The sequence below is a fragment of the Nocardia colli genome (assembly GCF_008704205.1).
Lineage (GTDB): Bacteria > Actinomycetota > Actinomycetes > Mycobacteriales > Mycobacteriaceae > Nocardia > Nocardia colli.
The window spans coordinates 325,534-342,612 of record NZ_VXLC01000001.1; the positions used below are offsets into that span (position 1 = coordinate 325,534).

The following is a 17,079-nucleotide window of genomic DNA, read 5'->3' on the forward strand; positions in this document are numbered from 1 at the left end:
GGCACATCGAAGACACCGTTTGTGGCACGGCCGAATCGTCGAACGCGCGAATTCCCCCAAAGCGCAGAGTTATCGACGATTACGCGTACAGCACTGGTGCATAGTGTCTTTCCCAATCTTCGGCGCTTGCGCTATTCCGCTGAATAGTCGCCTGGTCGTCACCCGGGGCACCCCACCGCGAGCGAGGGTTGCCGATCAGCGAGCCGGGGCTCACAACGCTGATACTCGTGACCGTAGAGAAGACCGTAACAGGCTGGACCTGCGGTTCCGTACCGATCCGGGCCGGCCTACACCCCTATCGCGCCGGGCCGACGGCGCCGAACTGGGCATTTCCCCCACCGCGCAATGGCATCGCTATTTCGATCAGGTTGACCGAAATGACGATCGGCTTATTTCTTTGAGGCGGCCGGGGTTTCGGGACGGACGGCGTCGTAGAGCTCCGCGCAGCGGGTGAGCAGTTGCTCGAGCGTGGCGCGTTCGGCGTCGGTGAACCCCTCCGCCACCGCCTGCTCCACCCGGACCGCGCGGGCGTCGGCGTCCCGCATCACGGCGGCGCCGGCCTCGGTGAGGCGGGTTTCGAGGATGTTCTTGTGCCAGGCGTGCGGGGTGCGCTCGATGAGACCGCGCTCCTGCAGGTTGGTCAGCAGCGCGTTCATCGTCGGCGGCGTCACGCCGCAGAGGCGAGCGAGCGCGGCGGCCGAGATGCCCGGGTTCTCGTCGAGGAACAGCAGTGCGGCGTACTGCGGAACGGTGACGCCCGCGGGCTTCAGCGCGGCATGTTTCGCCGTTTGCAGCGCCTGCTCGGCGCGCTTCACGTACGAGCCGACGCGCTCGGAGGAGTGCAAGGACGTCATTACCGCATGGTATCTGCCCGATCGAACGTAAGACTATTGACTGATGTTAGAACTCTAATCTATCTTCGTATTCATTCTTAGATGTGAGCACATCTAAGCGGTAGACCTGATGAGAGGCACGACCATGTCCCACGCACCGCGCCGCCGCATGGCGACCATCGCGATCGCGCTGACCTGCACCGCAGCCGCGGCCAGCAGCACCACCGAGACCACCGCGCAACCGGCTCCGGCCGCGCAGTCCGTGCGGATCAGCACCGCCTACGACCTGCCGGGCGACGGCGTCTATCCCGAGGGCATCGCCGCCGACCCGCGGACCGGCGACACCTACGTCGGCTCGTACGCCACCGGGGCCGTCTACCGGGCGACGCCGGGGACCAAGCAGGCCGAGGTCTTCCTGCCGGCCGGCGCCGACGGCCGCAAGACCGCCAACGGCCTGCGGGTCGATCCGGCGGGGCGGCTGTGGGTGACCGACTCGACCGCCGGAGTTGCGGTGTACGACATCGCGACTCGCGCGTTGATCGCCCGGTTCGAGGTGCCCGGCCCCGCGCCGCGCTTCGTCAACGACATCGCCATCACGCCGGATGGCACCGCATACCTGACCGACTCCAGCCGGAATATCGTCTACCGCGTCACCGCCGCACAGGTGGCCGACGCCGCGGCGCACGGCGGACGGGCCGAGCTGACCACAGCCTTCGACCTGGCCTCGGTGGTCGCGCCGCACGCGGCCGACGCCTTCACCCTGAACGGCATCGTGGCCGACGCCGCCGGTCGCTACCTGCTGGTCGTCGACATGAACGCGGGCGAGTTGTTCCGCATCGCCCTCACCCCGAACGCCGCCGACCCGATCCGCAAGGTGAACCTGAACGGCGGCAACCTGATTCACGGCGACGGACTGGAACTGCGGGACAACACCCTGTGGGTGGTGCAGAACACCGACAACGCCATCGCCCGCTGGAGCATCGGCGAGGACGGCGTCACCGCGACCATGGATCAGCGCATCACCGACGAATCCCTGGGCCTGCCAACCACTTCCGTGCACAGCAACAACCAGAACCTGGTCGTCGCTTCACAATTCGACAAGGGCGGGCCGATGGGACCGGGCACCCCGAAACCGTTCACCATCGTCGCCGTCGAAGGCATCTGAGCGCCGTTCCTGAACCAGACTTGTAGATAGGTTAGCCTAACCTGTACAGTCGGATTCGAAGCAAGCGGAAGGGACTCCGCAGACAGCCGAAAGCCGGTCCACCCGAGGGTGGACCGGCTTTCGGTTTTTAGAAGTGTTGCCGGGTGGCTGGACTCAGAAGTCCATGCCGCCCATGCCACCGGTCGGGTCGCCGGCAGGTGCGGCGGACTTCTCCGGCTTGTCGGCGACGACGGCCTCGGTGGTGAGGAACAGAGCCGCGATGGACGCCGCGTTCTGCAGCGCGGAGCGGGTGACCTTCACCGGGTCGGCGACACCGGCCGCGAGCAGGTCCTCGTACACGCCGGAGTCGGCATTGAGGCCGTGGCCTGCGGGCAGGTTGGAAACCTTCTCGGCGACAACGCCCGGCTCGAGGCCGGCGTTGAAGGCGATCTGCTTCAGCGGAGCCGACAGCGCGACGCGCACGATGTTGGCACCGGTCGCCTCGTCACCCTCGAGCTTCAGGTCGTCCAGCGCGGGCGCCGACTGCAGCAGCGCAACGCCACCACCGGCGACGATGCCCTCTTCGACGGCAGCCTTCGCGTTACGCACGGCATCTTCGATGCGGTGCTTGCGCTCCTTGAGCTCGACCTCGGTCGCGGCGCCGGCCTTGATCACCGCAACACCGCCGGCCAGCTTGGCCAGACGCTCCTGCAGCTTCTCCCGGTCGTAGTCCGAGTCCGAGTTCTCGATCTCGGCACGGATCTGCTGCACGCGGCCCTTGATGGCCTCCGCGTCGCCCGCGCCCTCGACGATGGTGGTCTCGTCCTTGGTGATGACGACCTTGCGCGCCTGGCCGAGCAGCTCGACACCGGCGGTCTCCAGGGAGAGGCCGACCTCTTCGCTGATGACCTCGCCACCGGTGAGGATGGCGATGTCGGCGAGCTGCGCCTTGCGGCGGTCACCGAAGCCCGGCGCCTTGACGGCGACGGACTTGAAGGTGCCACGGATCTTGTTGACCACCAGGGTCGACAGGGCTTCGCCCTCGACGTCCTCGGCGATGATCAGCAGCGGCTTACCGGCCTGGATGACCTTCTCCAGCAGCGGCAGCAGGTCCTTGACGGTCGAGATCTTCGAGCCGACCAGCAGGATGTACGGATCCTCGAGGACCGCTTCCTGACGCTCCGGGTCGGTGACGAAGTAACCCGAGATGTAGCCCTTGTCGAAGCGCATGCCCTCGGTCAGCTCCAGCTGGAGCCCGAAGGTGTTGCTCTCCTCGACGGTGATGACACCTTCCTTGCCGACCTTGTCCATGGCCTCGGCGATGAGCTCACCGATGGACGAGTCGCCGGCGGAGATACCAGCGGTAGCAGCGATCTGCTCCTTGGTGTCGATCTCCTTGGCGGTGTCGAGCAGCTTGGCGGTGACGGCCTCGACGGCCTTCTCGATGCCGCGCTTCAGGCCGAGGGGGTTCGCGCCGGCCGCGACGTTACGCAGGCCCTCACGCACGAGCGCCTGGGCGAGCACGGTGGCGGTGGTGGTGCCGTCGCCCGCGACGTCGTCCGTCTTCTTGGCGACTTCCTTGACCAGCTCGGCGCCGATCTTCTCGTACGGGTCCTCCAGCTCGATCTCCTTGGCGATGGAAACACCATCGTTGGTGATCGTGGGGGCGCCCCACTTCTTCTCCAGGACAACGTTGCGACCCTTCGGCCCCAGCGTCACCTTGACCGCGTCAGCGAGGGCGTTGAGGCCCCGCTCGAGACCGCGACGGGCCTCTTCGTCGTACGCAATTGTCTTGGCCATGGCGTTGTTGAGATCCTCCATGTGTATGGCTGACACACAGGACGACCGCAGGTTGGATCGCCCCATTACGCTGGCCAGGTTCGGTGCCCGCGACGGACGACCGAGGGTGTCGATGGAACCCGGTCTCACCGTCCCGACCTGGCACTCACAGGTACAGAGTGCCAAAGCCATTTCTAGCACTCGGGGGTGCCGAGTGCAAGGTCCGGCCCTAGGCCCGATCGTCGACGCGCAGGACCAATGCGACGAACGCGTCGGTCCGCCGTTCCTCCGGAGATCGGGGCTCGCCGCCCTCCACGGTCACCAGCTCGGCATCGTGCAACAACAACTCCGCTTCGACCCGCATGATCGCCCGAATAAATGGGGGCGCCACCTCGGGGGGAAGGTCGCCGTTGACGACGTAGCTGCCGTCCGGCTGTGACTCTGTGGACACATAAGAAAGCGCACGCAGCAGATCGGCGCGTCGTTCCCCCGCGATTAGGTCGGAATCCGTTTCATCCGCCATTGCTATAGCTTAGCGGGCAACCATCGAGGGTAGGTTCCGGAGGGGAAATCATGATCAACTCCGCAGCCTCGGCGAAGGGGGACGGCAGTGCGTGAACTGCCCTTCGGCTCGCTCTACCGGCACGACTTCGCGCGGGTGGCGGTGGCCGTGCCGCGCGTGCGGGTCGCCGACCCGGCATACAACGTCGAGCAGACGCTGCTGCTCGCCCGGCAGGCAGCCGCCGACTCGGTCGTCCTGACCGTGTTCCCTGAACTGGGACTTTCCTGCTACACCGCCGACGACCTGTTCCATCAGGACGCGCTGGACGACGCGGTGCAGACGGCGCTGGCGCAGGTGGTCGCGGCGAGCGCCGATATCGATACGGTGCTGGTCGTCGGCGCGCCGGTGCGGACCCAGGGACGGCTGTTCAACTGCGCCGTCGCGGTCTGCCGGGGCGTGGTGCTCGGGGCGGTGCCGAAGAGCTATCTGCCGAACTATCGGGAGTTCTACGAAAAGCGCCAGTTCGCGGCGGCCAGGGAGAACCTGGAAACGCACGTCACGATCGCCGGGCAGCGGGTGCCGTTCGGCGCCGATCTGCTGTTCACGGCGAGCAATCTCGACGGGTTCGTGTTCCATCTGGAGATCTGCGAGGACGGGTGGGTTCCGTTGCCGCCCAGCGGTTATGCCGCGCTGGCCGGGGCAACGGTGCTGGTCAACCTGTCGGCGAGCAATATCGTCATCGGCAAGGCCGACTATCGCCGGGCGCTGTGCACGTCGCATTCGGCGCGCTACCTCGCGGCCTACCTGTATTCGGCTGCGGGACACGGGGAATCGACGACCGACCTGGCCTGGGACGGACAGGCGCTGGTCTGCGAGAACGGCGATCTGCTCGCCGAGGGCGAACGCTTCGCCGACCATCCGCAACTGGTCACCGCCGACCTCGACCTGCGCCGGCTGGCCGCGGATCGGCTGCGCACCACCAGCTTTGCTGACAATGTGCACGACCACCGGGATCGGCTGGCGCGGCTGCGCCGGATCGAGGTGGAACTGCCGATTCCGGCGGGCGTTGTCGATCTCCGGCGCGAAATCGAGCGCTTCCCTTACGTTCCCGCCGATTCCGCGGTGCGCAACGAGCGTTGCGCCGAGGTGCGGCACATCCAGGTGGAGGGGCTGAGCACGCGGATGCGGGCCACCGGGATCGAGCGGGTGGTCATCGGCGTTTCCGGCGGGCTGGATTCCACGCTGGCCTTGATCGTCGCCGCGGAAACGATGGACCGGCTCGGGCTGCCGCGCGCAAATGTGCTGGCGTACACCATGCCCGGGTTCGCGACCAGCACCAGGACCCGCACCGACGCGCACCGGCTGATGGACGCGCTCGGGGTGAGCGCGCAGGAGATCGACATCCGCCCGTCGGCCACCCAGATGCTGCGCGACCTCGGCCATCCGGCCGCCGACGGCACGCCGCAGTACGACATCACCTACGAGAACGTGCAGGCGGGCGAGCGCACCTCGCACCTGTTCCGGCTGGCCAACCAGCACAACGCGCTCGTCATCGGCACCGGCGATCTCAGCGAACTCGCCCTGGGCTGGTGCACTTTCGGCGTCGGCGACCACATGGCGCACTACAGCGTGAACGCGTCGGTGCCGAAGACGCTGATCAAGTATCTGATCGCCTGGTCGGTGGAGACCGCGCAGTTCGGGCCCGCCGCGGGCGAGGTGCTGGCGTCGATCCTGCGCACCGAGATCTCGCCGGAGTTGGTGCCGGACACCGATTCGTCCGCGCCCAGCCAGAGTTCCGAGGCCACCGTCGGGCCGTACGAACTCCAGGATTTCCACCTCTACTATCTGCTGCGGTTCGGCTACCTCCCCAGTCGCATCGCCTATCTGGCCAGGCACGCGTGGTCGGACCCGAGCCGCGGGGACTGGCCGGAGCTGATTCCCGCCGACCAGCGCAACGCCTACGACCTCGCCACGATCAAGCACTGGCTGGCGGAGTTCCTGCGCCGGTTCATCCAGACCAGCCAGTTCAAACGCTCGACGCTGCCCAACGCGCCGAAGGTCGGTTCCGGCGGCTCGCTCTCGCCGCGCGGTGATTGGCGCGCACCGAGCGACGCGTCGGCCGCGGCCTGGCTGGACGAACTCGCCCGCAACGTGCCGGCGGACTGACCCGGCTGTCCGCCAAGGCAATCCGACTCGCGCGGCGAGGGGGTACCGGACCTGCCTAAGGTGATCTGGTGAGTGAAGCACCCGGCTGGACCGCCATCGACGACGCGCTGCGGCCGTGGTACGGCGAGCTCGAACCTTTCCATTGGGCCACCGATCACCCCTGGTCGCTCGGCGGGGCCGACCCGCTCGACGGGATCAGCGCGTACTCACGCACCGAGCCGGTACCGCACTGGCACTACATCAGTTACGGCATGACCGAGCTCTATGAGAAGGAGTGGGACAACCCCGACGAGTCCGGCTGGGGCTTCGAGTTCACCTTCCGGCTGGTCCGCGAGCCCGCCGACACCGAGCCGCCGGTGTGGCCGGTGAACTTTCTGCAGAATCTCGCCCGCTATGTGTTCCAGTCCGGCAAGTGGTTCGAGCCCGGGCACACGATCAAGTCGAACGGACCGATCGCCGCCGACCGGCCGAACTGCACCATCCAGGCCGTCGGCTTCACCGTCGACCCGGAACTCGGCACCATCGAAACTCCGCACGGGAGTATGCGATTCCTGCAACTGGTCGGGCTGACTCTGCTCGAGTACCGGGCGGCGCAGGGCGGAAAGACGCTGGCGTTGCTGGAAGAACTGGCGCCACAGCTGCCGCTGTACGTCACCGATATCGAGCGGGCCCCGTTGGTCTCCGAGCCGAAACCCCAAGCGCAGTGGCCGCGTTGGGGTGGCGGGCTGCGCGGGCGCGCCTAGTTCAGGCGGCCCGCGGCAGGTCGAGCGGGCGTTGCCCGGCCTGCCGTCCGATCAGGGCGCGGAGCATCCGCCGCCGGCGTATCCGTGCGGCATTGGCCGCGCGAAATCCATAGCGCGCGCGGCGAATCCGTCCGCGAACGGACATCACCCGCGCACGCATCACTGCTTGTCGGCGACGAATGCGGCGAGCAGTTCGACGATGTGCGCCTCGGTCTTCGCCTTGTCCATGCCGAGCCCGGTGAGCAGGCCGTTGCCGTTCTCCTGCTCGAGCAGCGCGAGCAGGATGTGCTCGGTGCCGACGTAGTTGTGGCCCAGGCGAAGTGCCTCGCGGAAGGTCAGTTCGAGGACCTTCTTGGCCTCCGGATCGAACGGAATGAGCGGGGGCACATCACCTTCGCCGGTCGGGAGCGCGGCGAGCGCGGCGGCGCGCACCGCGTCCAGGGTGATGCCGCTGGTGAGGATCTCTTTCGCGCCGATGCCGTTGGGTTCGGCGAGCAGGCCGAGCACCAGGTGCGGGGTCTTGATCTCCTGATGGTTCGTGGTGCGCGCGGATTCCTGCGCGGCCACGATGACCGACCGTGCCCGGTCGGTGAACCGGGCGAAGCCCGCGTTGGGATCCATCACGGCGGCTTCGGCCACGCCGCCGGGTCCCTTCGGCACGAACCGCTTCTGCGCGGCCTGCTTGGTGACGCCCATGCTGGCGCCGATGTCGGTCCACGAGGCGCCGGCCCGGCGGGCCTGGTCGACGAAGTGGCCGATCAGATGATCGGCCAGTTCGCCGAGGTGATTTCCGGTGACCACTGCGTCGGACAGCTGGTCGAGCACGTTGTCGGGGCGGGCCTTCTTGATGCCGTCGATCAGATCGTCGAGGCGGTAGGGAATCGTCATGCGTCAACGATAGGTTGACGATTTACCGGCGTCAACCCTGGGTTGACGGCAATGTCAGGGGCGGGCCGCCCACCCCGCGCCGCGCACGATCAGCTCCTTCACCCAGGCCGCGGTCCGGCCGGTCAGCACGATGCGTCCCGGCGAATCATCCGCGCGCAGAACCTGAATCAGGCCATCGCGCCGGCCGAGGCTCAGGCACTGGAGGACATAGCGGAACCGCAGCTCCCCTGGTTCGGCGCCGCGCAGCCGGGCAGCCACGGCGTCGGCCGCGTACTTGCCGGTGGGTAGCGCGGTCGCGCAGGCCATGCGCAGCTCCCGGCCGCCGGGACCGGCGATCACGGCGCTGTCGCCGGCGGCGTAGACGTCCGGGTGCGAAACCGATCGCAGCGACGCGTCGGTCAGCACCCGGCCCGTGCCGTCGACCGAAAGGCCCGCTCGCGCAGCGAGATCCGGTACGGCAAAGCCTGCGGTCCACACGGTCGCGGCGGCCTCGAGCAGCGAACCGTCGGCCAGCCGGACTCCATCCGCGGTCACCTCGATGACCTTGGCATCCGCGCGGATCTCGACACCGAGTTCCTCGAGCACGCGGCGAATGTGCGCCTGCGCCCGCCCGGAAAGCCACGAACCCGGCTCGTCCGGACTGAGCAGCACCACCCGCGAATCAGGTTGCGATTCAGCGAGTTCCGCGGCCAGCTCGATCCCGGTCGCGCCGGCGCCGACGATCGCGACGGCACCCTTGGGTAACTCGAAGCGATCCGCGTCGTCGGATGTCGACACCGAGTAGGCATGCTCGGCCACGCCCGGCACGCTGTTCGGATCGGCAACGCTGCCCAACGCGTACACCAGGGTGTCGTATTCGAGATCCGTTGCGGTGTCGAGCAATACCCGCTTGCCCACGGTGTCGATCTCCGTCGCGCGAGCGCGGACGAAGCGAATCTTCTTGCTTTCCAGCAGCTCCCGCAGATCCCAGGCCGAAATCCGCTGCCCGGCCGCCTGTTGATGCAGCCGTACCCGTTCGACGAAGCGATCGCGCGCGTCGACGACGGTGATCTCGGCCCCGCGCGCCTTGCTCGCGAGGCGACCCGCTGCCGCCAGGCCCGCGTATCCGGCGCCGAGAACGACGATCCGATGCTGTCCGGTCATGATGTGGCTCCTTTTCGGTCGACACCCTTCAGACCGAACAGCCCCGCCATTCCTGACAATCGGCGGCCGTGAACCACGTCACGGTTGCTCGCGGCTACGGGGAAGGCACCGCCGACCTGGCGAAATAGGCCAGTTTCTCCGGGTTCACGACCAGCCGCAACGTCGCGACCGCGCCGTCGACCAGCTCCACCGCGACCACCGCGACCGGCATGCCGTCGACCCTGGCCACCGCGGCGGGCGCGCCGTTGACCTGCTCGATGAGGATCTCCATGCCGGGCACCTCCCAGCGGAACAGCCCGGACAGGTACCGCGCGACCTTCTTCGCCCCGACCACCGGGCGCCGGGCCGCGTTGACCTGCTCGCCCCCGTCCGCGATCGAGACCACGTCGGCGGTCAGCAGCTGCTCCAGCGACTCGATGTCCCCGGTCCGTGCCGCCTTCAGAAACCGCTTGATCAGTTCGCCGGCGTACTCGCTCGGAATGTCGAAGCGCGCCCGGCCTTCGCGCACCCGCACCCCGGCCCGGCGGTAGACCTGCTGCGAGTTGGCCTCGCTGATGGTGAGCATGTCGGCGATCTCGCGGTGCGCGTAACCGAACGCCTCGCGCAGCACGAACACCGCCCGCTCGACCGGCGACAGTCGTTCCAGCGCGGTCAGCAGCGCGAACGACACCAGCTCGCGTTCCTCGACGGTCTCCAGCGGACCGAGCTCGCCGCGTTCGGTGGACACCGGCTCGGGCAGCCACGGCCCGGCATAGGTCTCCCGGCGCGCCCGCGCCGAAACCAGCCAGGTGCGGCACAGATTCACCAGCACGGTGGTCAGCCAGGCCTCGGCGGACCGGATCCGGGTCCGATCGGCGGCGGCCCAGCGCAGATAGGTCTCCTGCACGGCGTCTTCGGCTTCCCCGGCCGATCCGAGCATCCGGTAGGCGAGTGCGAACAGCCGGGGACGATGCGTCACGAATACGCCCAACCCGTCCGGCTCCACCACTACCTTCTTCCGCGCCCGCCCGCCGGATATGACCGTACCGCTCGCACGGTCGGACAGCCGACCATGTTCATCGCGCGCGGAATCCGCGATACCGAGCAATCGCTTCAGGCCGAATCGGGTAGCGCCGAAGCCACCGATCCCCCACCCACCGAAGTCGAAGCCACCCACTGCCGCCAGAGTGCCCATGCTCCGAGAGCTTTGTCGCCTTGGCTTTCCAAGACCTTAAGAAATCCCAGTAGGAAACAAGCTTCAGCGGGACAGGTCGTTGCTGTCCCGCCGCTTGCCGCCTGGCCTGCGCAAACGCAGTCGCGCGGTGGAGCCGCGGATGGCCGGGCGGCGGATCACCGGCCGCCGCTGCGCCCGGCGCTGCGCGCGCCGCTCGGCCGGCTTGTGCGTCCAGGTCTCCGGGCGCGCGGCGACCCAGCGCTGGGAATGCCAGGCGAACGGAATGTGCACCAGGTACAGCGCGATCAAGATCAGCAGCAGCACGGTCGGATAGGTGACCAGCAGCGCCGCGGCCAGCGCGACGAGCACCAGCAGCCCGGCCGCCGCCTGCGGCGCCACCGAGACCGACTTCATCGCCAGCGTCGGCACGGTGCTGACCGCCAGCGCGGCCGCGAGCACGGTCCACGCGGCGACCGCGTAGAAGCCGACCCACCAGCCGTCGCCGAACAGCACGAACAACGCGACCGGCGCCATCGCGATGAGCGCCGCCGCGGGCGCGGGCACCCCGACGAAGTACTCGCGCGACCATTCCGGCCGGGTGTCGTCGTCCAGCAGGGTGTTGAACCTGGCCAGCCGCAGCACGATGCTCACCGCGAACAGCAGCGCGATGATCCAGCCCGCGGTCTCCGAGTGCAGCAGCGTCACATAGAGCACGAGCGCGGGCGCGACGCCGAACGAGATGGCGTCGGAGAGCGAATCCAGCTCCGCGCCGATCTTGCTGGTGGCGTCCAGCATTCGGGCCAGCCGGCCGTCGAGGGTGTCCAGCACGGCCGCGGCGCCGATCATCGCCAGCGCGAGATCGAGCCGGTTGTCCAGGCCGAACTTCACCGCGGACAGTCCGGAGCACAGCGCGAGGATGGTCACCACGCTCGGCAGCAGCCGAATGGAGCGGCGCCGCCGTCCCTGGGTCGGAGCAGCCGCCTCCATCATGAAACGACGGATTGGGTGGACCCGAGCACCGCCAGGACGGTCTCGCCGCCGATGGTGCGCTGTCCCGGTTCGACGAGTAGCTCGGTGCCCGCCGGGAAGTAGGTGTCCACCCGGGAGCCGAAGCGGATCAGGCCGTAGGTGTCACCGATGCTCAGCACGTCGCCGACCTGGGCGTCGCACACGATGCGCCGGGCGAGCAGGCCCGCGATCTGCACCACGATCAGCTGATCGCCGGCCGGGGTGTCCAGCACCATGGTGTTGCGCTCGTTCACCGCGCTGGCCTCGGGCAGATCCGCGGACCGGAACTGGCCCGGCTGATGCTGGACCGAGCGCACGATGCCGGAGACCGGCGTGCGCTGCACGTGCACGTCGAGTACGGACAGGAAGATGCTCACCCGGGGCAGCGGCTGGTCGCCGAGGCCCAATTCCGCAGGGGGCGCGGCGGTGTCGACGAGGGCGACCTCGCCGTCGGCGGGCGCGACCACGGCGCCGGGCCGGTTCGGCGGCACCCGGTTCGGGTGCCGGAAGAAGGTCGCGCACGCGGCGGCGGCCAGCAGGCCCGTCCGGCGGACCCACTTGCGCTTGCCGCCGAGCACGGCGACCGCCAGGGGTGCGGCGACGAACGGAAGCCCGGCGGGGTGCAGCGGGGGGATCGCGTTGCGAACCAGGTCGGCGACGTGGCCGACTCCGGTGCGGTCAGGCGTTCCGGGCGGCGTGGGACGGCGGGCCACAGGCTCCTCTTTCGTGCTAGATGCAGTCGGATCGCGCCGTCAACGAGCGGACCGGCGCAAGCGTTCACACCTTACGGGAAAGGAGCCTGTGGCACGGTGTCGTCAGCTTCGGACTCGACGGCCCGTCACCAGACCGACCAGGAACAGCAGAATCACGGCACCGGCGATGCAGGTGAAGAAGCTGAACCAGAGGCCGCCGCCTTCGACGTCGACGCCGAACAGCTTCAGCAGGAAACCGCCGAGCAGGCCGCCGACGATGCCGACGACGATGTTGAGCAGGATGCCCTGCTGGGCGTCCGTCTTCATGATCTTGCTGGCAATCCACCCGGCAAGACCGCCGATGATGATCCATCCGATAATCCCGAGACCGAGCATGGTGTCCTCGCAATCCGCACCTGCCGTCCGCAAAGCGGAAAGACAGCAGACACATAGTTGGGGCACGCTGGACCAAGCATTCAGCATGCTAACCGGCGTATACCCGGGGTTTGTGAGAATACGCACGGCGAAACGCCGGGCTTCGGGCTAATATGAGGGGGCCTCATGTCTACGGCTCCGTAGGTGGCGGCTGATGAGGGATCCATTTTCGAGGCTTCGGGGACAACCCGGCGGCGGTGCCGCAGGTACATAGGAGACGCACATGGCTGCTCGAATCGCCCAGACCACCGGGGCAGAGCACACGGCGATCCTCGGACTCGGCGTATACCGCCCGGTTCGAGTCGTCACCAACGACGAGGTGGCGGGTCCGATCAACTCGAGCGACGAGTGGATCCAGACGCGATCGGGGATCAAGACCCGGCGCTTCGCCGACGAGTCGGAGACCGTCCAGAGCATGAGCGTCGCGGCCGCCCAGGGCGCACTGGAATCGGCGGGGATCGCGGTCGACCAGGTCGATTGCGTGATCGTCGCGACGTCCACGCACCTGCTGCTCACCCCGGCCGCCGCCCCGCGGATCGCCACCGAACTCGGCATGAACGGCTCGGCCGCCTTCGACGTCTCCGCCGGTTGCGCGGGCTTCTGCCACGCGCTCGCGCTGGCCTCGGACCTGGTCCGCGGCGGCACCGCGGGGCACGTGCTGGTGATCGGCGTGGAGAAGCTGACCGACACGATCAACCCGACCGACCGCTCCACCGCCTTCCTGTTCGCCGACGGCGCGGGCGCGGTGATCGTCGGCCCGTCCGACGAGCCCGGCATCGGGCCCACGGTGTGGGGTTCGGACGGCACCCAGCACCACGCGATCCGGCAGGACAAGGACTGGGTCGAGTTCTTCCGCGAGATCGAGGAGAAGGGCACCGACGCGGTCCGCCCCTACCTGACGATGGAGGGCACCGCGGTATTCCGCTGGGCCGCACACTCGTTGGAGAAGGTGTGCCGCGACGCCATCGACCGGGCCGGCCTGTCCACCGAGGACCTGGACGCGATGATTCCGCACCAGGCCAACGGCCGGATCATCGAGATCATGGCCCGGGTGCTGAAGCTGCCGGAGCACTGCGCGCTGGCCAACGACATCGAGGAGACCGGCAACACCTCGGCCGCGTCGATCCCGCTGGCGATGGAATCGCTGCTGCGCAAGGGTGAGTCGAAGCCGGGCGATACCGCGCTGCTCATCGCGTTCGGCGCGGGACTGTCCTACGCGGCGCAGGTCGTGACGCTGCCGAAGTTCGCGCTCACCGTCTAACCCAGGCCCCAGGTGACCTTCACGGTGAAGGTCACCGTCTGGGTGCCCGGTTCCAGCGGAACCGACGACTGCGCGGCCGCGTCCCGCCCGGACAGCTTGGCGCTGTCGTCGTCGCGGCTGTTCGCCTCGGTGATGGTGATGACCTTCGTCAGCTTCACCCCGGCGAGCACCGCGTACTGCTCCGCCCTGGCCTTGGCGTCGGCGAACGCGCGCGCCCGGGCGTCGGCGAGCAGCTGTGAGTTGTCGTCGATCGCGAAAGACACCGAGCGCAGCCGGGTTTCGTTGCCGCCGGCCTTGATCGCGCTGTCCAGCACGCCGGAGGCCTTGCTCAGATCCCGCACGACGACCCGGACCGAGTTGTCGGCGCGGTAGCCGACGACGGTGTTGCCGCCATCCGGACCGCCCGCGTATTGCGGCTGGATCGAGACGTCGGTGGTCCGCACGTCCTCCCGGGTGGCGCCCGCGCCGACGATCGCGTCGGTCATCGCCTTGGCCCGGTCGTTGGCCCGGCTGATCGCGGCCGAGACGTTGTCCGCGGTCACCTCGACGCCGATATCGGCGTTCAGGATGTCCGGGGCGCCGCGCACCTGACCGCTGCCGACCACGGTGACTTCGCGCTCGGGTCCCGCATCCGACGAGCCGCAGCCCGTCGCCAGTGCGGCGGTCGCCGCGAGTGCGGCAGCCGCCGCCGACCAGCGCGTCATTCGCATACTCGGCAACTTACGCACCGAATGCGAACCGCCGAGCGCGAACACGCCGAACTAGTTGTGTGCCTCGACCACGGTCTTGATCTTGCCGAGCGTCTCGTGCATGCCGCGGATCAGCGCCTCCTCGAACGGCGCCTCACCGCCGAGCGCGGCATCGATGGACTTGCGGGAGAACCAGCTGGTGCCGTTGGGCACATCGCGGCGCTCGACCAGCCGGGTGCCGGTCTCGGTCGCCTCCAGCGTGTAGCTCCAGATCGACCGGTTCTCGTTGATCTTGAACGCGAACGCCTGGTTCGGCTCGAACCGTACGATCCGCGCGGTGGTGGGCCAGTACTTCTTGCCGTCGGTATTCAGGTTGAGCACCCAGGTGCCCGTCTTCGGGGCGCCGAGCGGAACCATCCGCACGCACTGCGGGCTGAACTCGGGCATGCGCTTGAGATTCGAGACCACCGCCCACACTTTGTCCGGCGGCGCGGCGATATCAATGGTGGCTTCGAGATTCTTCGGCAACGCTGCCTCCGGTATTCATGCGAGCGGCAGTCCGTTGTCCGGTCGCTCACGTTTGATAGTCAGGGCACATTTTAATCGGGAAGACAGTTGGGTCACATTCCGCATGTTGTCCATCAATCTTCGTAATGGCCAGCGCACAATGCCGGATAGAAGAAGCAAAGACACTGCCTCCAGCTTTCCCGCCAACGTGAGGTGATCGGCCGTGAACCTGCGCTCTTTCTTACACAGACGCCAGGCGGACCATGTTCCGCTGCTGCCCGCCGACGACTCCGACGGCAGCCCGCCCGGGCGCGGCCCGTCCCCGGAAAAACTCGAGCGGCTGCTCACCACCGACGAGCTCGACCTGATCCGGCACCACATGCTGTGACGCGGTCGTGTCCGCCACGAGTGAAACACCGACGACACGGTTTGCACCGACGATTCATACTCGTTAGGTGACTTCACCCGCTGCCACGAAACCGGCCATCCTGAGTGTCGACGACGACCCCGGGGTTTCCCGGGCGGTCGTGCGCGACCTGCGGCGCCGCTATGGCGCCGAATACCGGATTCTGCGCGCGGAATCGGGCGCCCAGGCGCTCGAGGCGCTGCGTGAGATGAAATTGCGCGGCCAGCCGGTCGCGGTCTTGATCGCCGACTACCGGATGCCGGGCATGGACGGCATCGAATTCCTCGAGCAGGCGATGGACCTGCACCCGTTCGCGCGCCGCGTGCTGCTGACCGCCTACGCCGACACCAGCGCCGCGATCAACGCGATCAACGTGGTCGACCTGGACCACTACCTGCTCAAGCCGTGGGACCCGCCGGAGGAGAAGCTGTACCCGGTGCTGGACGGCCTGCTCGACGCCTGGCGCAGCAGCGAGCACCGCCCGGTCACCGAGACCAAGGTGGTCGGCAACCGCTGGTCGCCGCGGTCCTCGGAGGTGCGCGAGTTCCTCGCCCGCAACCAGCTGCCCTACCGCTGGTACCTGGCCGACGAGCCGGAGGGCGCGCGGCTGCTCGAAGCGGCCGGCGCCGATCCCGAGCGATGTCCGGTGATCATCACCGCGGCCGGCGACACCCTGGTGCAGCCGTCGGACAACGAGCTCGCGCAGAACGTCGGGCTCACCGTCAACGCGACGGGCGACTTCTACGACCTGATCGTGGTCGGCGGCGGGCCGGCCGGGCTCGGCGCCGCAGTGTACGGCGCCTCGGAGGGCCTGCGCACCGTGCTGGTCGAGCGCACCGCGACGGGCGGGCAGGCCGGGCAGAGCTCGCGCATCGAGAACTACCTCGGCTTTCCGGACGGCGTGTCCGGCGGCCAGCTGGCCGATCGCGCGCGGCGGCAGGCGGCGAAGTTCGGCGCCGAGGTGATCACCACCCGCGAGGTCACCGCGCTGGAGGTGAACGGCTCCGCGCGCACGGTGCGCTTCGCCGACGGCGGCAAGCTCTGCGCGCACACGGTGATCATCGCGACCGGCGTCGACTACCGCAGGCATCCCGCCCGTGGCGTCGACGACTTCACCGGGCGCGGTGTGTATTACGGCTCGGCGATGACCGAAGCCTCCGAATGCGCCGACCGCGACGTCTACATCGTCGGCGGCGCGAATTCCGCGGGCCAGGCGGCGGTGTTCTTGTCCCGCAACGCGAAGACGGTCCATCTGGTCGTGCGCTCCGGCTCGCTGGACAACTCGATGTCGCACTACCTGGTCCAGCAGATCGCCCAGCTGCCGAATATCAAGGTGCACACCAATACCGAGGTGATCGCCGCCGACGGCGACGAGCACCTGCAGCAGATCGTGTTGCGCAACAACGAGACCGGCAACGAGGAAAAGGCAGAGGCCGAGCGCCTGTTCCTGTTCATCGGCGCCGCACCGCAAACCGACTGGCTCGACGGCCTGGTCAAGCGCGACGAGGCCGGTTACGTGCTGGCCGGGCCCGACCTGATGGTCGACGGCGCGCGCCCCGCGGGCTGGGAATTGCCCCGGCCGCCACATCATTTGGAAACAAACGTGCCCGGCGTTTTCGTGGCGGGCGATGTGCACGCCGATTCGGCCAAGCGCGTCGCGTCGGCGGTCGGTGAGGGTGCGATGGCGGTCATGCTCGTACACCGGTACCTAGCCTAAACAGGAGGCGGGC

Annotated in this window: 17 protein-coding genes and 1 riboswitch; of the genes, 6 read left to right on the plus strand and 11 right to left on the minus strand. The window is 68.2% G+C overall.

Features of this window, described 5'->3' with window-relative positions:
• Window positions 1-117: 117 nt before the first annotated feature.
• Window positions 118-233: riboswitch (SAM riboswitch) on the minus strand.
• A 156-nt stretch (window positions 234-389) separates the two neighbouring features.
• A complete protein-coding gene (locus tag F3087_RS01645; protein WP_191093733.1) occupies window positions 390-854 on the minus strand; it encodes a MarR family winged helix-turn-helix transcriptional regulator in 465 nt (154 codons plus the stop codon).
• 124 nt (window positions 855-978) lie between these two features.
• Between F3087_RS01645 and F3087_RS01650 the strand changes: the two genes are divergently transcribed.
• Window positions 979-1,998, plus strand: coding sequence for an SMP-30/gluconolactonase/LRE family protein (locus F3087_RS01650; protein ID WP_150399963.1), 1,020 nt, complete (start codon window positions 979-981; stop codon window positions 1,996-1,998).
• Between the two features lie 153 nt (window positions 1,999-2,151).
• On the opposite strand, the gene groL is transcribed toward F3087_RS01650, so the two are convergent.
• Both groL and F3087_RS01660 read right to left on the minus strand, forming a co-directional pair.
• Entirely contained in the window at window positions 2,152-3,777 is a 1,626-nt protein-coding gene (gene groL, locus F3087_RS01655) for a chaperonin GroEL (protein WP_150399964.1), read from the minus strand.
• A 208-nt stretch (window positions 3,778-3,985) separates the two neighbouring features.
• Window positions 3,986-4,207 carry a hypothetical protein gene (locus F3087_RS01660; RefSeq protein ID WP_223884768.1) on the minus strand — a complete coding sequence of 74 codons (222 nt, stop codon included), beginning with the start codon at window positions 4,205-4,207 and terminating at the stop codon, window positions 3,986-3,988.
• Between the two features lie 159 nt (window positions 4,208-4,366).
• On the opposite strand from F3087_RS01660, the gene F3087_RS01665 reads away from it, so the two are divergent.
• Window positions 4,367-6,424, plus strand: coding sequence for an NAD(+) synthase (locus F3087_RS01665; protein ID WP_150399965.1), 2,058 nt, complete (start codon window positions 4,367-4,369; stop codon window positions 6,422-6,424).
• Between the two features lie 68 nt (window positions 6,425-6,492).
• Complete coding sequence (locus F3087_RS01670) at window positions 6,493-7,167, plus strand: suppressor of fused domain protein (RefSeq protein ID WP_150399966.1); 675 nt, start codon at window positions 6,493-6,495, stop codon at window positions 7,165-7,167.
• Between the two features lie 159 nt (window positions 7,168-7,326).
• Here the strand turns inward: F3087_RS01670 and F3087_RS01675 are convergent, their stop codons facing one another.
• The 6 genes from F3087_RS01675 to F3087_RS01700 all read right to left on the minus strand — a co-directional run bounded on the left by F3087_RS01675 (window position 7,327) and on the right by F3087_RS01700 (window position 12,447).
• Complete coding sequence (locus F3087_RS01675) at window positions 7,327-8,055, minus strand: Clp protease N-terminal domain-containing protein (RefSeq protein WP_150399967.1); 729 nt, start codon at window positions 8,053-8,055, stop codon at window positions 7,327-7,329.
• Window positions 8,056-8,109: 54 nt separating this feature from the next.
• Window positions 8,110-9,198, minus strand: a complete 1,089-nt coding sequence (locus tag F3087_RS01680) for an NAD(P)/FAD-dependent oxidoreductase (RefSeq protein ID WP_150399968.1) — start codon at window positions 9,196-9,198, stop codon at window positions 8,110-8,112.
• A gap of 94 nt (window positions 9,199-9,292) precedes the next feature.
• On the minus strand, window positions 9,293-10,372 hold the full coding sequence (locus F3087_RS01685) for an RNA polymerase sigma-70 factor (RefSeq protein ID WP_150399969.1): 1,080 nt from the start codon (window positions 10,370-10,372) through the stop codon (window positions 9,293-9,295).
• Window positions 10,373-10,435: 63 nt separating this feature from the next.
• On the minus strand, window positions 10,436-11,338 hold the full coding sequence (locus F3087_RS01690) for a CDP-alcohol phosphatidyltransferase family protein (RefSeq protein ID WP_150400844.1): 903 nt from the start codon (window positions 11,336-11,338) through the stop codon (window positions 10,436-10,438).
• Entirely contained in the window at window positions 11,338-12,072 is a 735-nt protein-coding gene (locus F3087_RS01695) for a phosphatidylserine decarboxylase (RefSeq protein WP_150399970.1), read from the minus strand. Before F3087_RS01695 ends, F3087_RS01690 begins: the two co-directional genes overlap by 1 nt.
• Window positions 12,073-12,174: 102 nt before the next feature.
• Window positions 12,175-12,447, minus strand: a complete 273-nt coding sequence (locus tag F3087_RS01700) for a GlsB/YeaQ/YmgE family stress response membrane protein (protein WP_150399971.1) — start codon at window positions 12,445-12,447, stop codon at window positions 12,175-12,177.
• Between the two features lie 262 nt (window positions 12,448-12,709).
• Between F3087_RS01700 and F3087_RS01705 the strand changes: the two genes are divergently transcribed.
• Window positions 12,710-13,747 carry a beta-ketoacyl-ACP synthase III gene (locus F3087_RS01705; RefSeq protein WP_150399972.1) on the plus strand — a complete coding sequence of 346 codons (1,038 nt, stop codon included), beginning with the start codon at window positions 12,710-12,712 and terminating at the stop codon, window positions 13,745-13,747.
• Here F3087_RS01705 and F3087_RS01710 read toward each other — a convergent pair.
• Window positions 13,744-14,475: an SIMPL domain-containing protein gene (locus tag F3087_RS01710; protein ID WP_375922273.1), complete on the minus strand. Its 732-nt coding sequence runs from the start codon at window positions 14,473-14,475 to the stop codon at window positions 13,744-13,746. The two genes, F3087_RS01705 and F3087_RS01710, sit on opposite strands and share 4 nt — an antisense overlap.
• Window positions 14,476-14,508: 33 nt before the next feature.
• Complete coding sequence (locus tag F3087_RS01715) at window positions 14,509-14,964, minus strand: SRPBCC family protein (protein ID WP_150399974.1); 456 nt, start codon at window positions 14,962-14,964, stop codon at window positions 14,509-14,511.
• 202 nt (window positions 14,965-15,166) lie between these two features.
• Between F3087_RS01715 and F3087_RS45805 the strand changes: the two genes are divergently transcribed.
• Window positions 15,167-15,331 (plus strand): hypothetical protein, encoded by a 165-nt coding sequence (locus tag F3087_RS45805; RefSeq protein WP_191093734.1) that lies wholly within the window; start codon window positions 15,167-15,169, stop codon window positions 15,329-15,331.
• Window positions 15,332-15,398: 67 nt separating this feature from the next.
• Window positions 15,399-17,066 carry an FAD-dependent oxidoreductase gene (locus F3087_RS01720; protein WP_150399975.1) on the plus strand — a complete coding sequence of 556 codons (1,668 nt, stop codon included), beginning with the start codon at window positions 15,399-15,401 and terminating at the stop codon, window positions 17,064-17,066.
• Window positions 17,067-17,079: the final 13 nt, after the last annotated feature.

Excerpts from the sequence above, each read along its gene's own strand:
- F3087_RS01645 (WP_191093733.1), bottom strand. The coding sequence starts at position 854 with ATGACGTCCTTGCACTCCTCCGAGCGCGTCGGCTCGTACGTGAAGCGC.
- F3087_RS01650 (WP_150399963.1), top strand. The coding sequence starts at position 979 with ATGTCCCACGCACCGCGCCGCCGCATGGCGACCATCGCGATCGCGCTG.
- groL (WP_150399964.1), bottom strand. The coding sequence starts at position 3,777 with ATGGCCAAGACAATTGCGTACGACGAAGAGGCCCGTCGCGGTCTCGAG.
- F3087_RS01675 (WP_150399967.1), bottom strand. The coding sequence starts at position 8,055 with ATGACGATTCCCTACCGCCTCGACGATCTGATCGACGGCATCAAGAAG.
- F3087_RS01680 (WP_150399968.1), bottom strand. The coding sequence starts at position 9,198 with ATGACCGGACAGCATCGGATCGTCGTTCTCGGCGCCGGATACGCGGGC.
- F3087_RS01685 (WP_150399969.1), bottom strand. The coding sequence starts at position 10,372 with ATGGGCACTCTGGCGGCAGTGGGTGGCTTCGACTTCGGTGGGTGGGGG.
- F3087_RS01690 (WP_150400844.1), bottom strand. The coding sequence starts at position 11,338 with ATGGAGGCGGCTGCTCCGACCCAGGGACGGCGGCGCCGCTCCATTCGG.
- F3087_RS01700 (WP_150399971.1), bottom strand. The coding sequence starts at position 12,447 with ATGCTCGGTCTCGGGATTATCGGATGGATCATCATCGGCGGTCTTGCC.
- F3087_RS01705 (WP_150399972.1), top strand. The coding sequence starts at position 12,710 with ATGGCTGCTCGAATCGCCCAGACCACCGGGGCAGAGCACACGGCGATC.